This window comes from Roseateles sp. P5_D6 (assembly GCF_054049415.1).
In genome coordinates, this window is the sequence record NZ_JBFUMK010000011.1 from 227,126 (window position 1) to 252,460 (window position 25,335).

General features: G+C 64.6%; 28 protein-coding genes and 3 tRNA genes. 3 read left to right on the plus strand and 28 right to left on the minus strand.

Translation table 11 applies throughout. The features are described 5' to 3' along the window. Positions 1–12: 12 nt before the first annotated feature. From rpsH to ACXJKM_RS17015, 21 genes are all read right to left on the minus strand, one after another. Entirely contained in the window at positions 13–408 is a 396-nt protein-coding gene (gene rpsH / locus ACXJKM_RS16915; protein ID WP_056194221.1) for a 30S ribosomal protein S8, read from the minus strand. A gap of 23 nt (positions 409–431) precedes the next feature. Further along, positions 432–737 (minus strand): 30S ribosomal protein S14, encoded by a 306-nt coding sequence (gene rpsN / locus ACXJKM_RS16920; RefSeq protein WP_056194224.1) that lies wholly within the window; start codon positions 735–737, stop codon positions 432–434. 8 nt (positions 738–745) lie between these two features. After that, on the minus strand, positions 746–1,285 hold the full coding sequence (rplE, locus tag ACXJKM_RS16925; RefSeq protein ID WP_056194227.1) for a 50S ribosomal protein L5: 540 nt from the start codon (positions 1,283–1,285) through the stop codon (positions 746–748). Between the two features lie 10 nt (positions 1,286–1,295). After that, positions 1,296–1,610 carry a 50S ribosomal protein L24 gene (gene rplX, locus ACXJKM_RS16930; protein ID WP_056194230.1) on the minus strand — a complete coding sequence of 105 codons (315 nt, stop codon included), beginning with the start codon at positions 1,608–1,610 and terminating at the stop codon, positions 1,296–1,298. Positions 1,611–1,633: 23 nt separating this feature from the next. After that, the gene (rplN, locus tag ACXJKM_RS16935; protein ID WP_457353836.1) at positions 1,634–2,002 is read right to left on the minus strand and encodes a 50S ribosomal protein L14; all 369 of its coding nucleotides are present in this window, start codon (positions 2,000–2,002) and stop codon (positions 1,634–1,636) included. Between the two features lie 263 nt (positions 2,003–2,265). Next, entirely contained in the window at positions 2,266–2,775 is a 510-nt protein-coding gene (locus ACXJKM_RS16940) for a peroxiredoxin (RefSeq protein WP_056194236.1), read from the minus strand. A gap of 93 nt (positions 2,776–2,868) precedes the next feature. Continuing rightward, a complete protein-coding gene (rpsQ, locus tag ACXJKM_RS16945; protein WP_056194239.1) occupies positions 2,869–3,144 on the minus strand; it encodes a 30S ribosomal protein S17 in 276 nt (91 codons plus the stop codon). After that, a complete protein-coding gene (gene rpmC / locus ACXJKM_RS16950) occupies positions 3,141–3,341 on the minus strand; it encodes a 50S ribosomal protein L29 (protein ID WP_056194241.1) in 201 nt (66 codons plus the stop codon). The genes rpsQ and rpmC overlap by 4 nt, the downstream gene beginning before the upstream one ends. Before the next feature lie 10 nt (positions 3,342–3,351). Next, positions 3,352–3,768 (minus strand): 50S ribosomal protein L16, encoded by a 417-nt coding sequence (gene rplP, locus ACXJKM_RS16955; RefSeq protein WP_056194244.1) that lies wholly within the window; start codon positions 3,766–3,768, stop codon positions 3,352–3,354. 2 nt (positions 3,769–3,770) lie between these two features. Further along, entirely contained in the window at positions 3,771–4,634 is an 864-nt protein-coding gene (rpsC, locus tag ACXJKM_RS16960; RefSeq protein ID WP_056194248.1) for a 30S ribosomal protein S3, read from the minus strand. A 14-nt stretch (positions 4,635–4,648) separates the two neighbouring features. Beyond that, positions 4,649–4,978 carry a 50S ribosomal protein L22 gene (gene rplV / locus ACXJKM_RS16965; RefSeq protein WP_056194291.1) on the minus strand — a complete coding sequence of 110 codons (330 nt, stop codon included), beginning with the start codon at positions 4,976–4,978 and terminating at the stop codon, positions 4,649–4,651. A gap of 11 nt (positions 4,979–4,989) precedes the next feature. Next, positions 4,990–5,268 (minus strand): 30S ribosomal protein S19, encoded by a 279-nt coding sequence (gene rpsS, locus ACXJKM_RS16970; protein WP_056194250.1) that lies wholly within the window; start codon positions 5,266–5,268, stop codon positions 4,990–4,992. 10 nt (positions 5,269–5,278) lie between these two features. Beyond that, a complete protein-coding gene (gene rplB, locus ACXJKM_RS16975) occupies positions 5,279–6,103 on the minus strand; it encodes a 50S ribosomal protein L2 (protein WP_056194253.1) in 825 nt (274 codons plus the stop codon). Further along, positions 6,104–6,418: a 50S ribosomal protein L23 gene (gene rplW, locus ACXJKM_RS16980; protein WP_056194256.1), complete on the minus strand. Its 315-nt coding sequence runs from the start codon at positions 6,416–6,418 to the stop codon at positions 6,104–6,106. Beyond that, on the minus strand, positions 6,415–7,035 hold the full coding sequence (rplD, locus tag ACXJKM_RS16985) for a 50S ribosomal protein L4 (RefSeq protein WP_056194259.1): 621 nt from the start codon (positions 7,033–7,035) through the stop codon (positions 6,415–6,417). The genes rplW and rplD overlap by 4 nt, the downstream gene beginning before the upstream one ends. Beyond that, entirely contained in the window at positions 7,035–7,706 is a 672-nt protein-coding gene (gene rplC / locus ACXJKM_RS16990; protein WP_056194263.1) for a 50S ribosomal protein L3, read from the minus strand. The genes rplD and rplC overlap by 1 nt, the downstream gene beginning before the upstream one ends. Before the next feature lie 263 nt (positions 7,707–7,969). After that, positions 7,970–8,281: a 30S ribosomal protein S10 gene (rpsJ, locus tag ACXJKM_RS16995; protein ID WP_457353839.1), complete on the minus strand. Its 312-nt coding sequence runs from the start codon at positions 8,279–8,281 to the stop codon at positions 7,970–7,972. 66 nt (positions 8,282–8,347) lie between these two features. Next, positions 8,348–9,538, minus strand: a complete 1,191-nt coding sequence (gene tuf / locus ACXJKM_RS17000) for an elongation factor Tu (protein WP_457353841.1) — start codon at positions 9,536–9,538, stop codon at positions 8,348–8,350. Between the two features lie 52 nt (positions 9,539–9,590). Further along, positions 9,591–9,665, minus strand: a tRNA-Thr gene (locus tag ACXJKM_RS17005). A gap of 74 nt (positions 9,666–9,739) precedes the next feature. Next, positions 9,740–9,813: transfer RNA gene (locus tag ACXJKM_RS17010), tRNA-Gly, on the minus strand. 38 nt (positions 9,814–9,851) lie between these two features. After that, positions 9,852–9,936: transfer RNA gene (locus tag ACXJKM_RS17015), tRNA-Tyr, on the minus strand. 565 nt (positions 9,937–10,501) lie between these two features. Between ACXJKM_RS17015 and ACXJKM_RS17020 the strand changes: the two genes are divergently transcribed. Continuing rightward, entirely contained in the window at positions 10,502–13,297 is a 2,796-nt protein-coding gene (locus ACXJKM_RS17020) for a TonB-dependent receptor (RefSeq protein WP_457353843.1), read from the plus strand. A 106-nt stretch (positions 13,298–13,403) separates the two neighbouring features. Then, positions 13,404–15,014, plus strand: coding sequence for a tryptophan halogenase family protein (locus ACXJKM_RS17025; protein WP_457353845.1), 1,611 nt, complete (start codon positions 13,404–13,406; stop codon positions 15,012–15,014). 148 nt (positions 15,015–15,162) lie between these two features. On the opposite strand, the gene ACXJKM_RS17030 is transcribed toward ACXJKM_RS17025, so the two are convergent. Further along, positions 15,163–16,179, minus strand: a complete 1,017-nt coding sequence (locus ACXJKM_RS17030) for a cupin-like domain-containing protein (RefSeq protein ID WP_457353847.1) — start codon at positions 16,177–16,179, stop codon at positions 15,163–15,165. Between the two features lie 20 nt (positions 16,180–16,199). Next, positions 16,200–17,150, minus strand: a complete 951-nt coding sequence (locus tag ACXJKM_RS17035) for a cupin-like domain-containing protein (RefSeq protein ID WP_457353849.1) — start codon at positions 17,148–17,150, stop codon at positions 16,200–16,202. Positions 17,151–17,584: 434 nt separating this feature from the next. Between ACXJKM_RS17035 and ACXJKM_RS17040 the strand changes: the two genes are divergently transcribed. Next, positions 17,585–20,233, plus strand: a complete 2,649-nt coding sequence (locus tag ACXJKM_RS17040) for a TonB-dependent receptor (RefSeq protein ID WP_457353850.1) — start codon at positions 17,585–17,587, stop codon at positions 20,231–20,233. 72 nt (positions 20,234–20,305) lie between these two features. Here the strand turns inward: ACXJKM_RS17040 and ACXJKM_RS17045 are convergent, their stop codons facing one another. The 5 genes from ACXJKM_RS17045 to ACXJKM_RS17065 are packed head-to-tail and all read right to left on the minus strand — an operon-like array spanning position 20,306 to position 25,317. Further along, positions 20,306–21,013 carry a DUF6445 family protein gene (locus tag ACXJKM_RS17045; protein WP_457353852.1) on the minus strand — a complete coding sequence of 236 codons (708 nt, stop codon included), beginning with the start codon at positions 21,011–21,013 and terminating at the stop codon, positions 20,306–20,308. A 17-nt stretch (positions 21,014–21,030) separates the two neighbouring features. After that, entirely contained in the window at positions 21,031–22,098 is a 1,068-nt protein-coding gene (locus tag ACXJKM_RS17050) for an acyltransferase family protein (protein WP_457353854.1), read from the minus strand. Between the two features lie 5 nt (positions 22,099–22,103). Further along, positions 22,104–23,225, minus strand: a complete 1,122-nt coding sequence (locus tag ACXJKM_RS17055; protein ID WP_457353855.1) for a glycoside hydrolase family 18 protein — start codon at positions 23,223–23,225, stop codon at positions 22,104–22,106. Continuing rightward, positions 23,222–24,112, minus strand: a complete 891-nt coding sequence (locus tag ACXJKM_RS17060) for a glycoside hydrolase family 16 protein (RefSeq protein WP_457353857.1) — start codon at positions 24,110–24,112, stop codon at positions 23,222–23,224. The genes ACXJKM_RS17055 and ACXJKM_RS17060 overlap by 4 nt, the downstream gene beginning before the upstream one ends. Continuing rightward, entirely contained in the window at positions 24,061–25,317 is a 1,257-nt protein-coding gene (locus ACXJKM_RS17065) for an MFS transporter (protein ID WP_457353859.1), read from the minus strand. The genes ACXJKM_RS17060 and ACXJKM_RS17065 overlap by 52 nt, the downstream gene beginning before the upstream one ends. Positions 25,318–25,335: the final 18 nt, after the last annotated feature.

The window sequence follows — 25,335 nt, forward strand, 5'->3', positions numbered from 1 at the left end:
CTACTCCTTCGCTTAGGCGACGTAGCAGAGGACTTCGCCGCCGATACCGGCAGCGCGAGCCTTGCGGTCCGTCATGACGCCTTGCGGAGTCGTGACGATCGCCACGCCCAGGCCATTCATGACCTGAGGAATGTCGTGGCGGCCCTTGTAGATGCGCAGGCCGGGGCGGCTGACGCGCTCGATACGCTCGATGACCGGACGGCCAGCGTAGTACTTCAGCGCGATTTCCAGCTCGGGGCGGGCAGCTTCGCCGCGGACGGCGAAGTCATCGATATAGCCTTCGTCCTTCAGGACTTTGGCAATCGCCACCTTCAGCTTGGACGACGGCATGGCAACGCTCGTCTTTTCGACGATCTGCGCGTTACGAATGCGGGTCAGCATATCGGCGATGGGATCACTCATGCTCATTTGCGAATACTCCTATCGGCCGATTACCAGCTGGCCTTGACGACACCGGGGATGTCGCCCTTGAAGGCCAGTTCACGAATCTTGTTACGGGCCAGGCCGAACTTGCGGAAGGTGCCACGCGGACGACCGGTCAGCTCGCAGCGGTTGCGCAGGCGAGTCGGGTAGGCGTTACGGGGCAGCTTCTGCAGCTCGAGGCGAGCGGCGTAGCGCTCTTCATCCGACTTCTTGCTGTCGTCGATGATGGCCTTCAGTTCTGCGTACTTCTTCGCGAACTTGGCGACGAGTGCTTCGCGCTTCAGTTCACGTTGCTTGATGGAAGTTTTAGCCACAGATCACCTCAGTTCTTGAACGGGAACTTGAACGCAGCCAGGAGAGCCTTGGCTTCGTCGTCCGTCTTGGCAGTCGTCGTGATGCTGATGTTCAGACCACGCAGAGCATCCACCTTGTCGTATTCGATTTCGGGGAAGATGATCTGTTCTTTGACGCCGATGTTGTAGTTGCCACGGCCATCGAACGAACGACCGGAGATACCCCGGAAGTCGCGAACGCGCGGCAGGGCGATCGTCACGAAGCGGTCCAGGAATTCATACATCTGGACGCCGCGCAGGGTGACCATTGCGCCGATGGGCACCGCGTCACGGATCTTGAAGCCGGCGATTGCCTTCTTCGACTTCGTGACGACGGGCTTCTGGCCGGCGATCTTGGTCAGGTCGCCCACGGCGTGGTCCATGACCTTCTTGTCGGCGACAGCCTCGCTCACGCCCATGTTGAGCGTGATCTTGGTGATGCGAGGCACCTCCATGACCGACTTGTAGCCGAACTTCTCGACCAGGCCGGGCACGATTTTTTCGCGGTAATGCGTTTGAAGACGAGCCATGAGGGACCTCTTAAGCCTTGATCTCTTCGCCGGTCGACTTGAACACGCGCACCCGCTTGCCGTCGACGAGCTTGACGCCCACCCGATCGGCCTTGCCGGAAGCGGCGTTGAAGATCGCCACGTTGGATTGATGGATAGGCATGGTCTTGTCGACGACGCCACCGGTGGTGCCCTTCATGGGGTTGGGCTTGACGTGCTTCTTGACGACATTGATGCCGTCAACGACCACATGGGCGTCGTCAGTGCGGGCGGACACAGTGCCGCGCTTACCCTTGTCGCGGCCGGTCAGCACAATGACCTGGTCGCCGGTACGAATCTTGTTCATGGCTTACCTCAGACAGTGGGGGCTCAAAGCACCTCGGGCGCCAGCGACACGATCTTCATGAAGCGCTCGGTACGCAGTTCACGCGTCACCGGGCCGAAGATGCGGGTGCCGATCGGCTCCAGCTTGGCATTGAGCAGCACGGCGGCATTGCCGTCGAACTTGACGAGCGAGCCGTCCTGGCGGCGCACGCCCTTGGCAGTACGAACCACCACGGCGCTGTAGACCTCGCCCTTCTTCACGCGACCACGCGGAGCAGCTTCTTTGATGCTGACCTTGATGAYGTCGCCAATSKGCGCATARCGGCGCTTSGAGCCGCCCAGCACCTTGATGCACTGAACGGACTTCGCACCAGTGTTGTCCGCGACATCAAGCCGCGATTGCATTTGGATCATGTCTGTCCCCAACTTGCCCCGAGTTGCAGCAGAGCTGCGCGTCGGTCAGTCTTGGGCCCGTAAGTCAGTCAGCTTGTAGCGTTGCGCCACTTGCTGCCCAACGGTTGAGGGCGGATCCGAAACCAGCATGGGCAGCTGCGTAGCAGGTGCACTGGTGTTCGGCGAAGCTGCGCATTATGCAGTGAGAACCCTTGGGGCGTCAATGCCTGTCGCAGAAGTTTTTGCAGGACCGGCTGCTGCCGGCCCGCGGAATGACCAATTGCTTAGGCGGCCTTGGCTTGCGCCAGCATCGTGCTGGCGTCGCTGACCTCGAACTTGCCGGGGCCTTCGACGTTCAGCGTCTTGACGACGCCATCCTTGACCAGCATCGAGTAGCGCTGCGAGCGCACGCCCATGCCCTTGGCGGTGAGGTCCAGCGTCAGGCCGGTGGCCTGGGCGAACTGGGCGCTACCGTCGGCCATCATGCGGACCTTGCCGGCGGTCTTCTGGTCACGACCCCACGCGCCCATGACAAAGGCGTCGTTGACGGACACGCACCAGATCTCGTCAACACCGGCAGCTTTCAACGCCTCGGTCGACTCGACGTAGCCCGGCACATGCTTGGCCGAGCAGGTCGGCGTGTAGGCGCCCGGCAGGGCAAAGATGGCGATGGTCTTGCCGGCCGTGGCCTTCTCGATATCGAAGCTGTTGGGGCCGAGCGAGCAGCCCTCGCCTTCCACTTCGATGAATTCCTGCAGGCTGCCTGCGGGCAGCTTGTCGCCAACCTTGATCATGGTGTCGCTCCTGAGAGAGTGTTCCGGAAATGAAAAACCGGCGCGCCAGTTGCCCAGCGTGCCGGTTGTGCAGCGGTCATGCGACCGGTGTCTTTAGACGATCTCGGCCTTCTCGACCAGGCGGGTCACGACCCAGCTCTTGGTCTTGGAGATCGGACGGCCTTCGCTGATCTCGACGACGTCACCCATCTTGTACTCGCCCTTTTCGTCATGGGCGTGGTACTTGCGGGAACGGGCCACGATCTTGCCGTAGAGCTCGTGCTTGGCGCGACGCTCGACCAGGACGGTGACCGTCTTGGCACGCTTGTCGCTGACCACGCGGCCGACCAGGGTGCGCGTGTTCTTGGCTTGGACTTGGGCCTCAGTCATTTCGTGGCCTCCTTCTTCTTTTGTGCCAGGACGGTCTTGGCACGCGCGATGTCGCGGCGGGTCTTGCCCAGTTGGCTGTGGTTGGTCAGCTGCTGGGTGGCCTTTTGCATGCGCAGGCCGAAGTGGGCCTTCAGCAAGTCGGTCACTTCCTTTTCGAGGGCAGCGACATCCTTGGTGCGGAGTTCAGTTGCTTTCATGGTGTCTTCCTCAGGTGCCGACCTGGCGGGCCACGAAGGTGCAACGCAGCGGCAGCTTGGCAGCAGCCAGCGTGAACGCCTCGCGAGCGAGTTGCTCGGGAACGCCGTTAACCTCGTAGATCACCTTGCCGGGCTGGATTTCAGCGACGTAGTACTCGGGGTTGCCCTTGCCGTTACCCATCCGAACTTCGGCAGGCTTTTGCGAGATGGGCTTGTCCGGGAACACGCGGATGAAGATTCGACCACCGCGCTTGATGTGGCGCGAGATCGCGCGGCGAGCCGCTTCGATCTGGCGGGCCGTCAGACGGCCGCGCTCGGTGGCCTTGAGGCCGAAATCACCGAAAGACACCGCAGCACCTCGGGTCGCAACACCCGTGTTGCGGCCCTTCTGCTCCTTGCGGTATTTACGACGAGCGGGTTGCAGCATGCTTATTCTCCTTTGGCCTCACCACCGGCTGCGGGGACCTTGCGGACCACGCGCTTGGCGGCGGGCTTGGCTGCGTCACCCGTGGGGGCGGCGGCAGCGGGCTGATCTGCTCCGTCACGCGGGCCACGGTCGCCACCCGGACGGCCACGGCCACCAGGAGCGCCCGGACGGGCGTTACGGCGCGGGCGACGATCGTCTTCGGCGCCTGCGGGGGTGTTGATGACTGGAGCCTCGCCATTGGCAAGACGGTCACCGCGGTAGACCCAGACCTTGACGCCGATGACGCCGTAGGTGGTCTTGGCTTCGGAGAAGCCGTAGTCGATGTCGGCCTTCAGGGTGTGCAGGGGCACACGACCTTCGCGATACCACTCGGTACGAGCGATTTCGATGCCGTTCAGACGACCAGCGCTCATGATCTTGATGCCCTGGGCACCCAGACGCATCGCGTTCTGCATCGCGCGCTTCATGGCGCGGCGGAACATGATGCGCTTCTCGAGCTGCTGGGTGATCGAGTCGGCGATCAGCTGAGCATCGACTTCGGGCTTGCGCACTTCTTCGATGTTGACGGCGACGGGCACGCCCAGACGCTTGGTCAGTTCAGCCTTCAGCGCTTCGATGTCCTCGCCCTTCTTGCCGATCACGACGCCCGGGCGAGCCGAGTAGATCGTGATGCGTGCGTTCTTGGCGGGGCGCTCGATCAGGATGCGCGAAACGGCAGCATTCTTGAGCTTGGCCTTCAGGTACTCGCGAACACGCAGATCTTCGGCCAGCATCGTGGCGAAGTTCTGATTGTTCGCATACCAGCGCGAAGCCCAGTTACGGGTGACAGGAAGGCGAAAGCCAACCGGATGGATTTTCTGTCCCATAGTCTTCTTGCGCCTTAGTTGCCGACAGCCACAAAGATGTGGCAGGTGGGCTTGCTGATGCGGTTGCCGCGACCCTTGGCGCGAGCCGAGAAGCGCTTCAGCGTGGCACCCTGCTCGACGTAGATCGAGGTGACCTTGAGTTCATCAATGTCAGCGCCGTCGTTGTGCTCGGCGTTGGCGATGGCGCTTTCCAGCGCCTTCTTGATGATGACGGCCGCCTTCTTCTGGGTGAATTCCAGGATGTTGAGGGCGTGGTCCACCTTCTTGCCGCGGATCAGGTCAGCCACGAGGCGACCCTTGTCACACGAGAGGCGAACGCCGCGAACGATTGCTTTGGTTTCCATCGTCGGCATCCTTACTTCTTCCCGGCCTTCTTGTCGGCCGGATGGCCTTTGAAGGTGCGGGTCAGTGCGAATTCACCCAGCTTGTGGCCGACCATCTGGTCAGACACATAAACCGGCACGTGCTGCTTGCCGTTGTGCACGGCGATCGTCAGACCGATGAACTCGGGCAGGATCGTCGAGCGGCGCGACCAAGTCTTGATGGGCTTCTTGTCTTTAATGGCAACAGCCTTGTCGACCTTGGCCATCAGATGGTGGTCAACGAAGGGGCCCTTCTTCAGCGAACGGGTCATGGCCTAGCCCTTACTTCTTGCGACGCGAGACGATGAACGTCTGCGTGCGCTTGTTGTTGCGAGTGCGGTAGCCCTTCGTCAGGGTGTTCCACGGCGACACAGGGACCTGGCCCTCGCCGGTGCGGCCTTCGCCACCACCGTGCGGGTGATCCACCGGGTTCATCGCCACACCGCGAACGGTCGGACGGATACCCTTCCAGCGGATCGCGCCGGCCTTGCCGTACTGGCGCAGGCTGTGCTCTTCGTTGCTCACTTCACCGATGGTGGCGCGGCAGTCGACGTGCACGCGGCGGACTTCGCCGGAGCGCAGACGGATCTGGGCGTAAACGCCTTCGCGAGCCATCAGGACCGCAGACGTGCCGGCCGAACGGATCATCTGGGCACCCTTGCCAGGCTGCAGCTCGATGCAGTGAATCGTCGAGCCCACCGGGATGTTGCGGATCGGCAGCGTGTTGCCAGCCTTGATCGGGGCTTCCGCGCCGCTCAGGATGGTCGAACCCACTTCCAGACCGCGCGGAGCGATCACGTAGCGGCGTTCGCCGTCGGCGTACACCACCAGCGCAATGTGGGCGGTGCGGTTCGGGTCGTACTCGATGGTCTCGACCTTGGCCGGAATGCCGTCCTTGTTGCGCTTGAAGTCGACCACGCGGTAGTGGTGCTTGTGACCACCGCCCTTGTGGCGAATCGTGATGTGACCGTTGTTGTTGCGGCCCGAATTCTGGATTTGCGGCTCAAGCAAAGCTGCATGGGGCGCGCCCTTGTGCAGGTGCTTGTGCACCACCTTGACGACGCCACGGCGACCGGGCGAGGTAGGTTTGACTTTGACGATGGCCATTTACGCGGCCTCCCCGGAGAAATTGAGCTCTTGACCGGCCTTGAGGGCCACATAGGCCTTCTTGACGTGGTCACGGCGGCCGGCACGGCCACCAAAGCGCTTCGTCTTGCCCTTGACCTGGACGACGTTGACCGACTCGACCTCGACCTTGAACATCAGTTCAACAGCGGCCTTGATTTCGGGCTTGGTGGCGTCGCGCAGGACCTTGAACAGGACCTGGTTGTGCTTCTCGGCAACTTGCGTGGCCTTTTCGGACACGATGGGCGCGAGCAGCACGGAGGCCAGACGGCCTTCGGAATACTTGGGGGCGCTCATGCCAGCATCTCCTTGAGTTGCTCGACCGCAGCCTTGGTCACCAGCACCTTCTTGTAGAAGACCAGCGACAGGGGGTCGGCGTAGCGCGGCTCGACGACCAGCACATTGGCCAGGTTGCGCGAAGCCAGCAGCAGGTTGTCATCCACGACATCGGAGATGACCAGCACCGAGTCCAGGCCCATGGCCTTGAACTTGGCGGCCAGCAGCTTGGTCTTGGGGGCTTCGATCGAGATCGAATCCACCACGGCCAGGCGGCCTTCGCGGGCCAGCTGCGACAGGATCGCAGCCATGCCGGCGCGGTACATCTTCTTGTTCAGCTTGTGCGAGAAGTTCTCGTCAGGCATGTTCGGGAAGATGCGACCGCCCCCGCGCCACAGCGGCGACGAGGTCATACCGGCGCGAGCGCGGCCGGTGCCCTTCTGGCGGAAAGGCTTCTTGGTCGAGTGATGAACCTGTTCACGGTCCTTCTGGGCACGAGTGCCTTGGCGGGCGTTGGCCTGGAAGGCCACGACCACCTGGTGCACCAGGGCTTCGTTGTAGTCGCGAGCGAAGATGGTGTCAGGCGCTTCCACCTTGGCGGTGGCCTGACCCTGCTCGTTCAGGAGCTCGAGCTGCATCAGTTGGCTCCCTTCTTGACTTTGACCTTGACGGCCGGGCGAACGACGATGTGGCCGTTCTTGGAACCCGGGACCGCGCCGCGGACCAGCAGCAGTTGACGGGCTTCGTCAACGCGCACGATGTCCAGGTTCTGCGTGGTGCAGGTTTCGTCGCCCATGTGGCCGGTCATCTTCTTGCCCGGGAACACACGGCCCGGGTCTTGCGCCATCGAGATCGAGCCCGGCACGTTGTGCGAACGGCTGTTACCGTGCGACGCGCGCTGCGAGCTGAAGTTGTGGCGCTTGATGGTGCCCGCAAAGCCCTTGCCGATGGACGTGCCCTGCACGTCGACCAGCTGGCCGGCGGCGAACAACGTCACCGGAACGGTCGCGCCAGCTTGGTACTGGGCTGCGACGTCGGCTTCGACGCGGAATTCCTTGAGGATTTCACCGGCTTCGACACCTGCCTTGGCAAGGTGGCCGGCTTCAGGCTTGGTGACGCGCGAAGCTTTGCGCGTACCGAACGCCACTTGAATGGCGCTGTAGCCGTCGGTCTCTTGGGTCTTGACCTGGGTCACGCGGTTGTTGGACACGTCCAGCACCGTCACAGGGATGGCATCGCCATCGTCCGTGAAGATGCGCATCATGCCCACCTTGCGGCCCAGCAAACCGAGACGGTTGCTCAGACTCATGTTTTTCTCCAGCCCCGTCGGCTCACGCCTCGGAAGCTATTGCGAACACCCGACATCGATTGGCCGGGCTGACTTGTGCAGGATCTCTTGCGAAACACCGCGCGAATATCCGAGCAGGCATAGGCCAACCCGGAAAAGCTGGTGAGTATAGCCTGCGGGGTTGCCCCGATGCAAGCGTTAGGCCCCGCCCAGCACAAAAGACAAGACCCCGGCCTGCCGAGGCAGGACCGGGGTCTTGGATTACCAAGCCCAAAGGCTCGGAATTACTGCAGCTTGATTTCGACGTCGACGCCGGCSGGCAGGTCGAGCTTCATCAGGGCTTCAACSGTCTTGTCGGTMGGGTCSACGATGTCCATCAGACGCTGGTGSGTGCGGATYTCSARCTGGTCGCGACTCGTCTTGTTGACGTGGGGCGAACGCAGGATGTCRAAACGYTYCATGCGCGTCGGCAGGGGCACGGGGCCCTTGACGATGGCGCCGGTGCGCTTGGCGGTCTCGACGATCTCGAGGGCCGACTGGTCGATCAGCTTGTAATCAAACGCCTTGAGGCGGATGCGGATCTTTTGCTTTTGCATGACGGTTCCTTAAAGAGCAGGTGGTGAGCACCGAGCGGATGCCGCCCGGCGCACGTCACGCATGAATTACGCGAGGATCGTGGCGACGACGCCSGMGCCGACGGTGCGRCCACCYTCACGGATGGCGAAGCGCAGGCCKGYTTCCATCGCGATCGGSGCGATCAGCTTSACGGTGATGCYGACGTTGTCGCCGGGCATGACCATTTCCTTGTCCTTGGGCAGCTCCACCGCACCGGTCACGTCCGTGGTACGGAAGTAGAACTGGGGACGGTAGTTGTTGAAGAACGGCGTGTGGCGGCCGCCCTCTTCCTTGGACAAGACGTAGATCTCGGCCGTGAAGTGGGTGTGCGGCTTGATCGAGCCGGGCTTGGCCAGCACTTGGCCGCGCTCGACGTCTTCACGCTTGGTGCCGCGCAGCAGGATGCCGACGTTGTCGCCTGCTTGACCTTGGTCCAGCAGCTTGCGGAACATTTCGACGCCGGTGACGGTGGTCTTCTGCACGTCGCGGATGCCGACGATTTCGATTTCTTCGCCGACCTTGATGATGCCGCGCTCGACGCGRCCGGTCACGACGGTGCCGCGGCCGGAGATCGAGAAGACGTCTTCAACCGGCAGCAGGAAGGCGCCGTCGATGGCACGGTCCGGCTGGGGGATGTAGTTGTCCAGGGCGTCGGCCAGACGCATGATGGCTTGCTCGCCCAGGTCGCCCGTGTCGCCTTCCAGCGCCAGCTTGGCCGAACCCTTGATGATGGGGGTGTCGTCGCCGGGGAAGTCGTACTTGGACAGGAGCTCGCGCACTTCCATTTCGACCAGCTCGAGCAGCTCGGCGTCGTCGACCATGTCGCACTTGTTCAGGAAGACGATGATGAACTTCACGCCGACCTGRCGAGCCAGCAGGATGTGCTCGCGGGTCTGGGGCATCGGGCCGTCAGCGGCCGAGCACACCAGGATGGCGCCGTCCATCTGGGCGGCACCGGTGATCATGTTCTTGACGTAGTCGGCGTGGCCGGGGCAGTCAACGTGCGCGTAGTGGCGGTTGGCCGTCTCGTACTCGACGTGGGCGGTGTTGATCGTGATGCCGCGGGCCTTTTCTTCAGGCGCTGCGTCGATCTGGTCGTAGGCCTTGGCCTCGCCGCCGAACTTCTTGGACAGCACGGTCGCGATTGCCGCGGTCAGCGTGGTCTTGCCGTGGTCAACGTGACCAATCGTGCCCACGTTCACGTGCGGCTTGGTCCGTTCAAACTTGCCTTTTGCCATCTTGCGCTCCTGAGGCGAACCCGTTGAAACGAGTAGAAAAAGAGAAAATCTGTGGTGCCCTTGACGCGGATCGAACGCGTGACCTCTCCCTTACCAAGGGAGTGCTCTACCACTGAGCCACAAGGGCATCGGCACGGGTTTGACGCCAGATGAACTGGCCGGCAAACCGGTGTCGACGCTGACCAACCAAACCGCCCGGATTGGAGCGGGAAACGGGAATCGAACCCGTGTCATTAGCTTGGAAGGCTAAGGTTCTACCATTGAACTACTCCCGCTCTGGGAGCCCTGCCGCAACCGCCAGCAACGGCAGTTTTGGTGGAGGRGGCTGGATTCGAACCAGCGTACKCWATGMGGGCAGATTTACAGTCTGCTGCCWTTAACCACTCGGCCACCCCTCCTGAGGCAAGCCCGCAACTATAGCACAGGGCAAATGGGGCGCAACAGCCGCCTCACGAAGAAGCCAGAGACAAAGAGCGCGAAAACGTGGCCCGGGACGATTCCCCTGGCGCCCCGCTCATCTCGCCTTCCCTGGCGACGCCCAGCCTCGCCACGGCACCCAGGCGTCGCCTCGCCTCGGACCAATACAAAACCAGATCAAGGCCACCCAGCTACCAGCTGGCGAGCACTGCCGGGCGCCTTCTTACGACTTGCACAAGGGTCGCGTCGCCCAAGCGCAACAGTTTTATACGCGCAAAGATACCAATTAAGCACCAATTTGATCCGCTAGATTGGTCGCCCCAGAGAGGGCGCCACCCAATGAGCAGACACTTTGCCGCCACCACTCGGGAAACCCCCCAGTAAAAATTGGTAGCAAAGTGGCGTTATCAATCGTTACAGTGGCATGGCACTGGTTGGATGCGCTTTTGAGGGCAAACAAGGCATCAACCGGACCGAAGGTGGTATGCAACGCACCCGAAGCAGTCACCGCCGCCCCAATTCATTGGCCACAACGAGGAACAGCATATGAAGGTCAAGCAGACTCCCATCTCGCAGGCGGTACTCATCGCTTTGCTTGGCGCCAGCGGCGCCGCCATGGCGCAGCAAGCCCCGGCTCCCCAGCAACTGGACACGGTCACCATCACCGGTATCCGTGCGTCGCAGGAAAAGTCGCTGAGCGTCAAACGCAATGCCGACGCCCACATCGACGTCATCTCGGCCGAAGACATCGGCAAGATGCCGGACAAGAACGTTGCCGACTCGCTGGCCCGCGTGCCTGGGGTCACCATCCTGAACAGCCCGGCCGGCGGCTCCGGCGGCTTCGACGAACGTGACCGCGTCGGCCTGCGCGGCACCAACCCCAGCCTGACGCAGACCCTGCTGGACGGCCACGGCATCGCCAACGGTGACTGGTTCGTGCTGGACCAGACCGGCGCCGGCGTCGGCCGCAGCGTGAGCTACTCGCTGCTGCCTTCCGAACTCGTGAGCCGTGTCGAAGTGCGCAAGAGCGCCGAAGCCTCGCTGGTGGAAGGCGGCACGGCCGGTTCGGTGAACATCATCACCCGCAAGCCGTTGGAGTTCTCCAAAGCGCTGACCTTTGAAGCGGGCCTGGGTGCGGTTTACGCCAGCCTGCCCAAGAAGACGGACCCGCAGCTCAGCGTGCTGGCCAACTTCAAGAACGAGTCCAAGACCTTCGGCGTCCTGGTGCAAGCCTTCTCGGAAAAGCGCAGCCTGCGTCGCGATGGCGTGGAGACGCTGGGCTTCATCAACAAGCTGGACAGCACCAATGCGCCCGCCCTCGTCGCCGCGCACCCTGAGCTGAACGGCGTCTACACCCCCGACCTGATCGGCGCCGCCTACTTCACGCAGGAGCGCGAGCGCAAGGGCGGCCTGATCCGCGCCGAATTCAAGCCCACGCAGGACGTGGACCTGACGCTGACGGGCTTCTCGTCCAAGATGGACGCGGACAACTACAACCGCAATTACCTGATCGCGCCGCGCGCCGGCCTGATCAACAGCGCCACGATCTCGAACTACAAGATCGCGACCGACAGCAAGGGCGTGAAGACGCTGACGCAGGCCACCTTCGACTGGGCCAGTTCGTCGACCGCCGGCTACTACGACATGATCTCGCGCAAGGCTTCTGCCGAGAGCAACTTCCTGAGCCTGGATGGCAGCTTCAAAGTCAACAGCGCACTGACGCTGACCGCCAATGCCGGCACGTCCAAGGGCAAGGGCCAGACCGTCAGCCAAGATGTGGTCGAGCCGCACATCGCCGCCACGCGGGCCAGCTATGCCTTGCAAGGCAACGACACCGCGCCCGCCTTCAGCTTCACCAACCCCACGGTGGGCTTTGACTGGATCTTCGGCGCCGAACACGTCATCGTTCACGACAAGGAAAGCTGGGCCCAGGTCGACGGCGAGTACTCGCTCGACTCCGGCGTGCTGAAGAGCCTGAAGTTCGGCGTGCGCAGTGCCCAGCACAAGCGCCACACCGATGCGACGCTGAACCAGGGCCCGGGCTGTGCTACCGGCACGCCGTACCGCGTCGGCCCTTGGGACTGGAGCAAGCCCAGCGCCTGCGCCGATGCAAGCGGCAACGATGCGCCCCAGCTCTCGCCCTACACCCTGCCGGCCTTCAGCCAGTCCTTCCCGGGCAACTACGGCAGCGGCTTGGGCAGCGGCTTCCCGACCAACCTGACCTATATCTCGGCCGCGGCCCTGGCTGAGTACAACAGCCGCGTCACCAACCGCGATCCCATCGCGCGCCGCTCGCCCATGGACGGCGGCGAATACAGCGTGAAGGAAACCACCACCGCCGCCTACCTGCAGGGCAACCTGGAAGGCGACGGCTGGAGCGGCAACGTCGGTCTGCGCGCCGTTCGTACCAAGCAGTCCTCGGGTTCGTTCCGCCCCAGCTTCCCGGGCGAGAAGGCTGATGTGTCGTCGGCATTCGGTGACTTCACGGCCACCTCCGCAGACCGCAGCTACACCGACCTGCTGCCCAGCGCCAGCGTGCGTGTGGACATCCGCCGCGACGTCGTAGGCCGCCTGGCCGTGAGCCGCACGGTGACCCGCGCCGACTACACGGCGTTGTCCGCCTTCACGTCGCTGAGCACGACGGGCATGTTCCTGGACAACAACGCCATCGGTGGCGGCACGGCCGGCAACCCCGACCTGAAGCCGATCCGCTCCACCAACTTCGATGCCAACATCGAGTGGTACTTCGCGCCGCGCGCCTTCGTGTCGATGGGTGCCTTCCACATGCAGATGGGCAGCTACATCACGAACGGCACGTTCACCAGCACCTACCCGGTGCTGCTGGGCAACACCAACCAGCAGGGTGGCGTGCAGCAACTGGTGAACCGTCAGTTCGTCATCACCGGCCTGACCAACAAGAAGGCTTCCGTCACCGGTCTGGAGTTCGCGTTCGAGACGCCCATCGCCAACAACTTCGGCGTGACGGCGAACTACACCTTCGCGGACGGTCACGACCAGGACGGCCATGTGCTGCGCGGCGATGTGAAGAACTCGTTCACCCTGGGCGGCTTCTTCGAGAACGACCACTTCTCGGCTCGCGTGAACTACAGCTACACCGATGACATCTTCATCGGCACCGACCGTGGCACGGACTACTTCCAGAAGGGCAACGGCGTGCTGTCGGCGTCTCTGGGCTACAAGATCAACGACAACTTCGCCGTCAGCCTGGATGCGCAGAACCTGAACGACCCGAAGCTGAAGTACTACGCCTCGGAAGTGCAGCCGCGCGCCATCTACAAGAACGGCCGCCAGTTCTACTTGACCGCCCGAATCAAGTTCTGATGTCGAACGGCACTGCTGGAACCCTCGGGGTCCGGCAGGCGCCGCAGGTGAACACAATCAAAGGGGAGCGTGCCACACACGCTCCCCTTTTTCGATGCGAACTCCCATGAGTGACACCGCCACCCTCATCGACCAGTACATCGCCGCCCGCCCGCTGGGCGGCAGCACCGATGCGCCGCCGCCGGTCAAGCACATCTGCATCGTCGGCGGCGGCTCGGCGGGCTGGATGACGGCGCTGATGCTGGCCACCACGGCCTATGGCCCGCGGCTGAAGATCACCGTGCTGGAGAGCCCCCAGGTCGGCATCATCGGCGTGGGCGAGGGCTCGACGCCCTGGCTGCGCCGGTTCTTCGAGATCCTGGGCATCGAGGAGTCGGAGTGGATGCCGGCCTGCAACGCCACCTACAAGAGCGGCATCACCTTCGATGGCTGGTCGACCAAGCCCGGCTTCGAGCGCTACTTCCATCCCTTCGTGTCGATGCTGGACAACATGACCATGCATCCCTTCGTCGACAACGTGCACGCGCGGCTCGATGGCGCTGATGTGTACGCCCACCCGGACCGCTTCTTCGCGTCCGCGGCGCTGGCGCGCCAGGCCCGCGGCCCGCGCGCGCTGCCCAATTTCCCCTTCGACGTCTGGTACGGCTATCACTTCGACGCCACGCTGCTCGGTCAATTCCTCGGCCTCAAGGCGGCGGAGCGCGGTGTGACGCACCTACGGCGCCACGTCACTCAGGTGCTGCTCAACGAGCGCGGTGACATCGACCGGCTGCAGCTCGATGACGGCGAGACGCTGGCCGCCGACTTCTTCGTGGACTGCAGCGGCTTTGCATCGCTGATGATTGGCAAGGCCCTGCAGACACCCTTCATCGGCTTCGGGGAGAACCTCTTCAACGACGCGGCCGTGGCGATGCCGACGCCGCTTGAAGGCCCCATCGAGTCGCAGACCGTATCCACGGCGCTGCGCCACGGCTGGGCGTGGAAGATCCCGCTCACTCAGCGCCAGGGCAATGGCTATGTCTACAGCAGCGCCCACTGCTCGGCAGACGAAGCCGAGACCGAGCTGCGCCAGCACCTGGGCCTGTTGGATGCCGACATCCCCGCCCGCCACCTCAAGATGCGCGTGGGCCGCATGTCCAAGGTCTGGAATCGCAACTGCGTGGCCATCGGCCTGTCGCAGGGCTTCATCGAGCCGCTGGAAGCCACGGCCCTGCTGTTCGTGCAGGTCACGGCGTCCATGCTGGTGGAAGTGCTGGAGAAGGGCGACCTCGGCGCCGCCTCGCAGGACGCGTTCAACGCCGCCATGCACAAGCGCTTCGAGAACACGCGCGACTACATCGTCGCGCACTACAAGACCAACTCGCGCACCGACACCGACTACTGGCGCGAGAACGCCGAGAACATGCACCTGTCGGACTCGCTGCAAGGCGTGCTGATGACGTGGATGTCGCGCAAGCCCCTGGTCGCCGCCCTCAAGACGGGCCGCTTCGGCGGCGGCTACCCGGCCGTGTCCTGGTACGCGCTGCTGGCCGGCATGGGCATCTTTCCGGATGTGCAGGACCTGCAGCCGCCGACAGAGCACCAGGCGCGCCACCGGCTGGAGGCGGTGGACGACTTCATCCAGCGCAGCGCGACGAACTTTCCTGACCACCGCGAGCTGCTGGCCAACATCCCGCCGGGTGTCGGCGACAAGGCCCTGCAGATCTACACCTGGTAGCAAGGGAGGCGCTGAACAGCCCCTCGCGCACGGCGCATCCCTGCTTTGGGCGGCCTGCGGCGTTGCAAATGCTCGCCATAGTCAAGCTATGGCTGCGCTTTGCGCCTTGCAGCCCATCCCAAACCAGGGCGCGCCGCATCGCGGAGGCCTATTCAGCGCCTCCCCGCAACCGGTCGAGGATGTCCTTGCGCACGACGGCATCGGCCGCCGCGTCGATGTCGCCGAACAGATGGCGCTGGCCTGCGGGGATATGCGCCAGCCCCTCGCCCCGCGCGCCGAACACATAGTGCGCGAACAAGGCGCGCCAGCCTTCACGTTCACCGTCGGGCAGATGCCGCAGCGCCAGCATGGCCAGCCGCATAGCCGCCAGGTGCAGGTCATCCGGGCGCTGCGGCGCGGCCAGCGGCCGCCACCAATAGTTCATCAGGATGTTCAGGTGCGGCGCCAGCGACTCGACCTGATGGAACCACAGCGGCGGCATATAGATCGCGTCACCTGGCTCCAACTCGGCCACCACGGCGCTCTCCAGCGCCTCGGCCAGCAGAGGGAACTGCGTCGGATCGGCGCGGTGCAGATCAGGCACGACTGACATCGGCGCCGGCGTGGGCGCGTAGTCCGGCGGGCCCAGGTAGAGCAGCGGTGCGCATTGCGGCGGCAGCAGCGTGAAACGGCGGCGGCCGGCAGCCACGCAGGCAATGTTGTGGGAATCGTCAAAGTGGGCCGGCACCGTCGCACGGTTGCCGATCCAGATGCGCGGTGGCACGGCGGCGTCCAGCAGCGGCAAAACATTGGCCAACTCCAGGCCCGGCAAGGCCTCCGACACCAATGCGCTTTGCGCCGCCAGGCTCGGCGGGTCGGGGAAGTGGCTGTAGCGCCAGAGCTGCTCGAACAAGGCGGCATAGGGCCGCTTGTCGCGCATGAAGTTGAAGCCGTCCAGGTCGGGCTTGTAGCTGAAGGCCCGCGTGGGTTCGGGCTTGGCCAGCACGGCGTCCACGGGCTTGCCGCCGTCGAAGCTCATCAGGTATTGCAGGCAGGGCTCCAGGCCTGCACGCCCTTGCGCCACCAACGGCCAGTGCCGCACCGCGCCGCGCATCACCACCGGCTCGTAGGCGGGCAGCACGTCGCGCTCGAAGCGCTCCCGCGTGATGTCGTCAACTTCCTTCATGGGCCGCATGGAATCCGTCCTCAGCGTCGCCGCGCCAGCACGCCATGCCAGGCCTCGGGGATGTGTCCCGCCGGCTCCTGCTCGCGCTGCACTACATAGTGCTCGAACATGGCCGCCCAGGCGTCGCGCTGCGTTGCGGGCAGCGCGTTCAGCACCTGGATGGCCTGCAGCAGCGCGTGCGCTGGCGCAGGCAAGTCCTTGGCACCGGCCACGGGCCACCAGTAGTTGATCAACAGGTTGACCTTCTCCAACGCCTCGACCTGGTGATACCAGAGCGGCGGGATGTAGAGCGCATCGCCCGGCTCCAGCTCGGCAACCTGTGCAGACGCCAGCGCCTTGCGATAGCGCGGGTAGCGCTCGAAATCCGGCGACTTTGGATGCACGACCGAGATGGGCGCCCCCGACGGCGTGTGCTCGAGCGGCCCGATATAGAGATTGCCCACCTGCTGCGGCGCGAACAGCGTGAAGCGCCGGCGCCCGGCCACCACGCAGGCGAGGTTGTAGGGGTGGTCGTGATGCACCGGCACCGTCAGCGCATTGCCCAGCCAGAAGTTGGGGATCACGCCGGGCAAGGCGCGCAGCAGGTTCTCATCCAGGAAGCCCGGGATGACGTCGCTGACCTTGGCGCACTGCGCGGCAATGGACGGCGCGCCGTCTACGGCCAAGTAGGCCTGCAGGGCCGCCATGAACTCGGGCAGCGTCATGCGCGCCTTGACGAAGGCGAAGTCGGTCAGGCCGTCGTTGTAGCCCATGACGCCACGCGCCGCGGCGCGCGTCTTGGTGGCCATGACCTCGACGCCCCGGTCAAAGCGGCGCAGGTAGTCGCAGATGCTCAAAGCCGTCTCGCGCCCGGCCTGCACGGCGGGCCAGCCTGCCAGCAGGCCCTTCAGCAGCACGGGTTCAGCCCGCTGCTCCAGGCGCTCCTTGAGCTGCGGCTCGTCGGCCGCCGACCAACTTTCAACCGGGTTCATGTCTGCCACATCGGGTCTTGGAGCAACAGCTCCTGGGCCGCCATTGTCCCGGCTTGCCGCACGCGGGGCGCCTCCGGCAAACCCTGTACCAGATCAAGGCCACTTGCCATGAAACCGCCTAGCTGCCAGCGCGTCGTCGCCACCGCACAACAGGATCCTCGGCCGAGTTCCGGCACCAGTCAGATACCAATTGACCATGCGAGGTGAGCCTCCTACAGGGCAATCTGCCCCTGCTTCATAGGCACGACCAAGCCATCCGGGAAACTACCCAGACTCGATTGGTAGCAAAGTGGCGTTATCAAAATCTATAGTGGCATTGCACTGGTTGTACGCAAATCAGAACCAGACAAGGGCGGCAACCGGACTCAAGGTGGTACGCATAGGCCAACGGCGGCCACCCCACCCGAATCATTGGCCACAACAAGGATTAGTTCATGAAGGTCAAACCGACCCCCATCGCGGCCGCTGCGGCCTTGACATTGCTGAGCATGGCTGCCCAGGCACAAGAGGCGGTGGCGCCCGCACCGGCGAACACGCCGGCCCAGCTCGAGCAGGTGGTCGTTACAGGCATCCGGGCCTCGCTGCAATCCGCCGCCACGATCAAGAAGAACGCCAGCGCCGTCGTCGATGCCGTCTCCGCCGAGGACGTGGGCAAGCTGCCCGACTCCGACGTCGGCCAGGCCCTGGGCCGCATCCCCGGCGTGTCCGTGGGCCGTGCCTTCGGCCAGGGTGCCACGGTGTCCATCCGCGGCTCCGACCCGCAGATGACCTACACGACGCTGAACGGCCAGACCGTCGCGTCCACGGGCTGGTATGACCAGCTCGACATCGACCGCTCCTTCAACTACTCCCTGCTGCCCTCTGAATTGATCGGCGGCATGGAGGTCTACAAGTCCTCGCAGGCCGACCTGACCGAAGGCGGCATCGGCGGCACGGTCATCGTCAAGACCCGCAAGCCGCTGGACATGGCCGCCAACAGCGGCTTCGTCAGCGTCAAGTACGGCAAGGGCACCATCAGCGACGCCGAGAAGGAAGTCTCGGGCCTATACAGCTGGAAGAACGAGGCCAAGACCTTTGGCGTGCTGGCAGCCGCGGCCCATGCCGACGGCTCCTATATCCGCCGTGGCGTGGAGGCCGACAACCGCTGGTCGGGCGACGTGGCGCCCACCGCCTTCATCCAGGACCGCAAGCGCGACGCCATCAACCTGACGCTGCAAGCCCGCCCAGCGCAAGGCCTGGACCTCGGCTTGAACCTGCTCAAGCTCAAGCTCGTGGGCGACAGCTCCAACAGCAGCGACTACATCTTCCAGGACCCGAACTGCGACAAGCGCAACACGGACGTGAAGTCGGCCTGGAACCCCACCGGCATGTGCGTGCATAGCACGACCACCGCCGCCAAACCGCTGCCCGACCAGTTCTTCCAGGTCTGGGCGCGCGCCGCCCAGATGACGTCCGACAGCATCACCTTCGACGGCCACTACAAGCTCGACGGCGCCAAGTTCGACCTCGTCGCCGGCACGACCAAGGCCAAGGGCGGCACGTCGCTGACGGCCAACTTCCAGGCCGGCAACTGGGATGCGGGCTTCGCGCGCCCGAACTGGCAAGGCACCATCGACGCGACCGGCCACCAGATCGTCATCAGCCCGACGTCCAGCCAGTCCTTCACCGCGGCTCAGCTGCCCTCGCAGCTGGGCCCGCAGACCTGGGCCACGTCGCAGGGACCGAACAAGGACCAGGAGAAGTACGCCCAGTTCGACGCCACCTTCGACCTGAACTGGGGCGCCATCAACACCCTCAAGACCGGCGTGCGCTTTGCTGACCACACCTTCGAGAAGCGCGCCTACCGCCCGGTCTGGGCCGCCACCATCGCCACCAGCCCCACGGCGAGCCTGTTCGACGGCACGGTCGACGTGGCCAGCTGGAGCATCCCGCGCCCCAACATCGGCGCCATGGTGGCCGGCACGTTGAAGAACATCAACGGCTGGAACGAAGACCGCTCCGCCTACAGCGAGCTCAACGAGAAGAACCAGGCCCTGTACGGCATGTTCGACTTCGAGGCCGGCAACCTGCGCGGCAACTTCGGCCTGCGCTACATCTCGACCGACGTGAAGAGCACGGGCTACAAGTTCGACGGCACGCCGCTGGCCGCGGGCGACTACGAGGGCAACGAGAACTGGGGCCGCGGCTTCGACGTCAAGAAGTCCAAGTACAACGACGTGCTGCCCAGCGTCAACCTCGCCTTTGACCTGCGCAAGGACCTGGTACTGCGCGCCGCAGCGTCGCAGGCCATCACGCGGCCGAACTTCGCCAACATGTTCGGCATCCAGGTGTCCGGCTACAACGACGACCGCGTCGGCAACGAGACTTGGACGGTCGGCAGCGTCGAGCTCAAGCCCATGAAGTCCAGCCAGATCGACCTGAGCCTGGAGTACTACTACGGCACGGGCAATGTGCTGTCGGCGACCTTCTTCAACAAGGACATCTCGAACTTCATCACGGCCAATGTGCTGCTGAACCAGAAGATCGGCTTGGTCGACCCGTTCAGCAAGGTCGACAACTGGACGGTGCAGAACTTCGTCAACGCCGGCGGCGGCCGCCTGCGCGGCATCGAGCTGCAGGTCAACCATGCCTTCGAGAACGGCTTCGGCATCGTGTCGAACTACACCTTCACCGAAGGCACGGCGCCCAAGGAGAGCTTCGCCGACCAGCTCGGCCTGTTCACCCAGTCGTCCAAGCACAACGTGAACCTGGTGGGCTACTACGAGACGCCCGACTACTTCGGCCGCCTGGCCTACAACTGGCGCTCCAAGTACATCATTCGCGAGAACGCCTACTGGTACGGCAACCGCATGCACGCCAACTTCGGCACGCTGGATGCGAGCTTCGGCTGGAACATCAACAAGTGGCTGAAGCTGAGCTTCGACGCGGTGAACCTGACCAAGCAGGACGACGTCCAGTACGGCGCCATGTCCACCAGCCTGCCGGCCGACGGCCTGCACAAGGACCCGCTGAAGGCCGGCTACCCAGCCTGGTCCTTCAAGGGCGAGACGACCTACAAGATCGGCCTGACGGCGAAGTTCTGATCGACGCCCCCGGCCATGCAAAAGCCCGGCGAATGCCGGGCTTTCCTTGTTGCGTGAAGCGCAGACCGCAGCCTAGAAGTCGTAGAAGGAATTCGCCGTCAGCCGCCCCGTGCGCGGATCGCTGCTCAGGCTGAGCTGCGGGTTCACGACGGCCGAGTGAAGCAGGCTGCCGCGGTAGATGACGAGGCGGTTGAAGCGGGCAGGCATCATGCCCAGGAACTCGAAGTGCTCGTCGGAGTCGTCGAAGTAGCGGCGCGCGGGCGGGCGGGCGTTGAGCTCGGCGTAGTAGGTGTCGAGGAAGGCCTCGCAGTTGTCCGCCGTGACCTGCTGCAGGCCGGTGGCCTTGTGGCAGTAGAAGGCGGTGCCGCCGTGCGCGCCGTCGCAGAGGTAGAGCAGCACGGCCATATGGTGGGGCGTGCTGGCGTCGAAGTGGGGTGTGCGCTGCAGCGGGCCGAGTTCGTCGGGCCGCATCGTCGTCAGCGAGAAGGCGCATTCGCTCTTGCGCAGCTCAAGCGCCTCGGGCACGCCAAAGTTGAGGCGGATCAGCGGCTCCATCAGCACGGTCAGGTGGGCCGAATAGTCGGCTGGCACCGGTGCGCGAATGCCCGGGTAGCCCTTGCGATCGGTCACGTCCGGGTATGGCGCGAAGTTGGCCTGGCTGGCCGCCTCGACCATCGCCAGTGGGTTCTCAAGGAAGTTGTCGATGAAGACGACTTGATGCTCGCCGAGCTGCGCGGACTGGATGTCCGGCGGCATGCGGATGGCGAAGGCGTCGCTCATGCTCGCATGTCCGGTTCTCAAACCTTCCAGTACCAGCCGCGCTTGTCCAGGGCCCACACGATCACGGCCCAAACCGCGACGAAGGCGAGCGCAAACGACAGCGACTGGCCATAAGGCCCGATCAGCGGATTCAACGGCCCGAACACGGTGCGGTACAGCGGCTCCATCCAGCCGGTGGCCGCCAACAACACGGTGCACATCCAGGCTCCGGCATAGGCGCCGATAGCGTTCAGCCCAAAGGCGCGACCCAAGGGGCGATGGCCGAGACGATCGATCCACTGATGCGCCGCGGCCAGCGCCACAGCCGCCAGGCCGCCAGTCCACAGCACGAAGGACGGCGTCCACAGCTGCTTGTTCCAGGGCAGCCAGCCCGACCACCACCAACCCACGAGCGCCGCCGCAACACCCGTCAACAGCAGGCCTCGTGTCTGATCGCGGCGCAGCAGGCCGCCGCAAAGCAGGCCGAAGATCGTCGTCGCCAGCGCGCCCAGCGTGGACAGCAAGCCCTCGGGGTCGAAGGCGATGCCGGTTGCCGCATCCCACTCGTAAGCCCACCGGCCCAGCACCAAGGTGTCGATCCGCTGGTTCAGGCTGCCGAGCTTGTCCAGCGTCGGGCTGCCGAACAGCAGCAGCGCGCCGTAGCCGATCAGCAAGGCCAGCAGCAAGCTCCACTGCCCGCGTGCACGCAGGTGGAGGGCCGCCACGCCCGCGAATGCAAAGCAAAGGCCTATCCGCTGCAGCACACCCAGCACACGGAACTCGGGCTTGTGCATCAACCACCAGGCCAGCAGATGCAACACCAGGCCCAGGCCGACGATGCGCAGGCCGCGCTGGATGACGGCGGCTCGCAGTGGCCCCGGCGCGGCGCCGGCATCCACGCGCGGCCCGAGAGCAAGCGCGGCGGACACGCCGACGATGAAGAGGAAGAACGGGAAGATCAGATCGGTGGGCGTGCAGCCATGCCAGGCCGCATGCTCCAGCGGCCAGTAGACCGCGCCCCAGTCGCCCGGGTTGTTGACCAGCAGCATGGCCGCCACGGCCAGGCCGCGCAGCGCGTCCACCGACGCGATGCGTCGTGAGGACATCGCACTCACGGCTGCATGGCGCTCAGGATTTCGCCGTTGTCCTGGCTCAGTTCCCAGGCGAACACGCCAGCCAGGCCCTGCTTCTTCGCGAACGCGACCTTGGCGCGCACGGCGCGCGGGTCGTCATAACCCACGAAGCGACCACCGCCGACCATGGCCCAGGACTGGGTGCGCTTGTCGAAGTGGGCCTTCATGCCCGTCAACGAATCGATGTCCTTGAAAGGCACCGAGCCGTCCTCGTTGGGCCAGGGCTTGGCATAGCGGCCGTCGGCCTTCACGCCGTCGAAGCCGCGGCCATACATGGCGACGCCGGCGACGAGCTTGGCAGCCGGCACGCCCTCGCGCTTCAGGTTGGCGACCGACGCCTCCAGGCTGGTGTCGTCGCTGGGCTTGGCGCTGCGCAGCGCGGTGTGGTTGACGGCCTTCTTGGTCCAGGGACCGGCGAAGTCGTAGGTCATCATGAAGACCAGGTCCAACGACAGCGCCGCGCGGCCCATGGCCATGCGAGCCAACTGCTCCTTGGTCGTGGCAATCGCGGTGGTCAGCGCGTAGCGCTTGCCGACATCGCGACCCAGGGCATCCAGCCCCACGCGCAAATCCTGCATCAGCAGCACGTAGTTCTCGGCATCGGCCGGGCTGCCCAGTGGCACGCCGTTGACCGAGCCGTTGGAACCGGGATGCTCCCAGTCGATGTCCAGGCCGTCGAAGCCCGGGTGGGCACGCAGCCAGTCCACCGAGGACTTGACGAAAGCCGCGCGGCCCTGGGCTGTCGCGGCCAGGTGGAAGAAGGGATCGGAGCCGCCCCAGCCTCCCACCGATGCCAGCACCTGCACCTTGGGGTCGCGGACCTTCAGGCGCTGGAAGGCGGCGGAGAAGATGTCCTGGTCGGCATGCGGTGCGATGCTGAAGTTGGGCTTGCCGGCACAGGCTGTGGCCTCCTTGGCGCGCTCGCCTTCACCGCAGATCAGTAAAAAGGCATAGAGCAGGTGTGTGACACGGCCGGGCTGCAGTTGCTCGACGACGTCGACGCCGCGTTCGGCCAGGATGTAGGTGCCGACGACGGGCTTCGTTTGCGCCTGCGCAAGGGAGGCAGCCAGCGCCAGGGCGGCGATCAGGGTCTTCTTCATAGATTGCATTCGCTCGTCAGGCCGGCATCCGGCACGGTATCGCGGCGGGTCACGCCCTCTTTGCGCAATTGCGCGGCACGGGCCTGCATCGCGGTGGAGCTCAGCGTCTTGCCGGCCTCGTGCAGCACCCAGTCGACCTCAAATTCGTAGTCGCGCGGCGCACCCGCCGTCGCACCGTCGGAAATCCAATGGTTGAAGCTGATCGCCATCGGCTTGCTCGGCACATTGCGGCCGGTGTGCTCGCCCATCAGCTTGCCGTTGACGTAATGGCGGGTGCGCGTGGCTTCGACCTGCACGGTCAGCAGCTGCCAGCCGTCGAAGGAGCCTTGCACGATGGAGGCCTGGTTGAAGGACTCCCAGGGGTCGATGCGCACCGTGTGCCAGCTGACGCCGTAGAGCCGCGTCTCCGGCTCGCCCCAGCCGCCATGCGGCAGGTATTCGAAGTCGACCTCGCTGAAGTCGGGGTCGTAGTCGTGCTTGAGCGGCCCGGCCAGGAAGAAGCTCTGGACGATGGGGTCGCGTGAGCCCGCCGTGTCGCGAAAGCGCACACGCGCCGTCGTCGTGCCAACCAGGAACTTGCGAGCCGCGCAGAGCTGGGCCAGCGAGGTGTTGGCCGGCGTGCCGTCCGTTGACATCTTCAGCTTGAGCAGTCCGCCGTCCAGCGAGAGCTGGGTGGTGGCGAAGCGTGCACCCGGCAGGCCCGGGTGGCCGGTGCCCTCGCGCAGCACCCAGCCGCTCTGGCGGAGCGCGTCCAGGCTGGTCTGCGAGAAGTCGTCGAAGAACTCGCCAGCGGCGAATGCAGGAGCCGCGGCAACCAGCAACAGCGCCGCGGCCTTCATGCCGGCACGGCCTCGGCCGGCGCGGCCTTGCGCGGCATCGGCACCCACAGCAGCAGCAGCAATGCCGGCAGGCCACAGCCAATCGTCCAGGCGAAGAACTGCTGGTAGCCCATCGCGATCTGGATGTCGCCGCTGATGGACTTGGCGAAGATGAAGCCCAGCTGCATGACGCCCGAACCGAGCGCATAGTGGGCCGTCTGGAAGCGGCCCGGGGCCACGGCCTGCATGATGTACAGGATCATGCCGACGAAGCCGAAGCCATAGCCGAACATCTCCACGCCCACGGCGGCGGCGATGTGCGGCATATCGGCCGGCAGCTGGCTGGCGAGGTAATAGAAGGTGATGTTGGGCACACTCATGGCCACCAGCAGCAGCGGCATCGCGCGCTGCAGGCTGAGCTTGCTGGTGACCCAGCCACCCAGCACGGACCCGACGAGGAACGCACCCGTGCCCACCCAGCCGTAGACGTCGGCCACCTGGCCGGTCGTCAGGCCGAGTCCCCCCTTGTCGCGCGCTTCCAGCAGGAAGAGCGGGCCAATGGTCTGCACCTGGCCTTCGGCGAAGCGGAACATGACGATGAAGAGCACGGCGCGCCAGATGCCCGGCTTCTGGAAGAAGTCGACGACAACCTCCTTCAGCATGGCGGCGACGCCCGAGGCCGTCAGCTCGCTGTGCTCTGTGGAGAGCGTGCCGGGCAGGAAGCGGGCGTTGTAGGTGGCCAGCACGGCCACCAGGCCGGCGAGCGCCAGGAAGACGGTGGACCAGGCGTTGACCGCGCCCATCGTGCCTTCCAGGTGGCCTGCCAGCTTCAGGATGACGCCGGTGATGAAGAAGCGCGCGCCGTTGAAGAAGGCGCCCTGCCAGCCGGCATAGGCGGCCTGGCGCTTCTCGTCGAGCGAGGCCATGTAGAGGCCGTCGCATGCGATGTCATGCGTGGCCGACGCATAGGCGATCAGGAAAAGCACGACGATGGCCGCGCCGAACCAGTGCGGCAGGTGCAGCGCCAGCGCCATCAGCCCCAGGCCGACAGCACCCACATACTGCGCCACGACGACGATCAGCTTCTTGCTGCGCGCGAGTTCAAGGAAGGGGCTCCACAGCGGCTTGATGGCCCACGCCAGGCCGAGCACGGCCGTCCAGCGGGCGATCTGGTCGTTCTCGACACCCAGGTTCTTGAACATCAGGCCCGCGATGAGCATGACGACGAAGAACTGCATGCCCTGCACGAAGTACAGGGTGGGCACCCACCTCATTGGAGTCCGAGCCTGTTC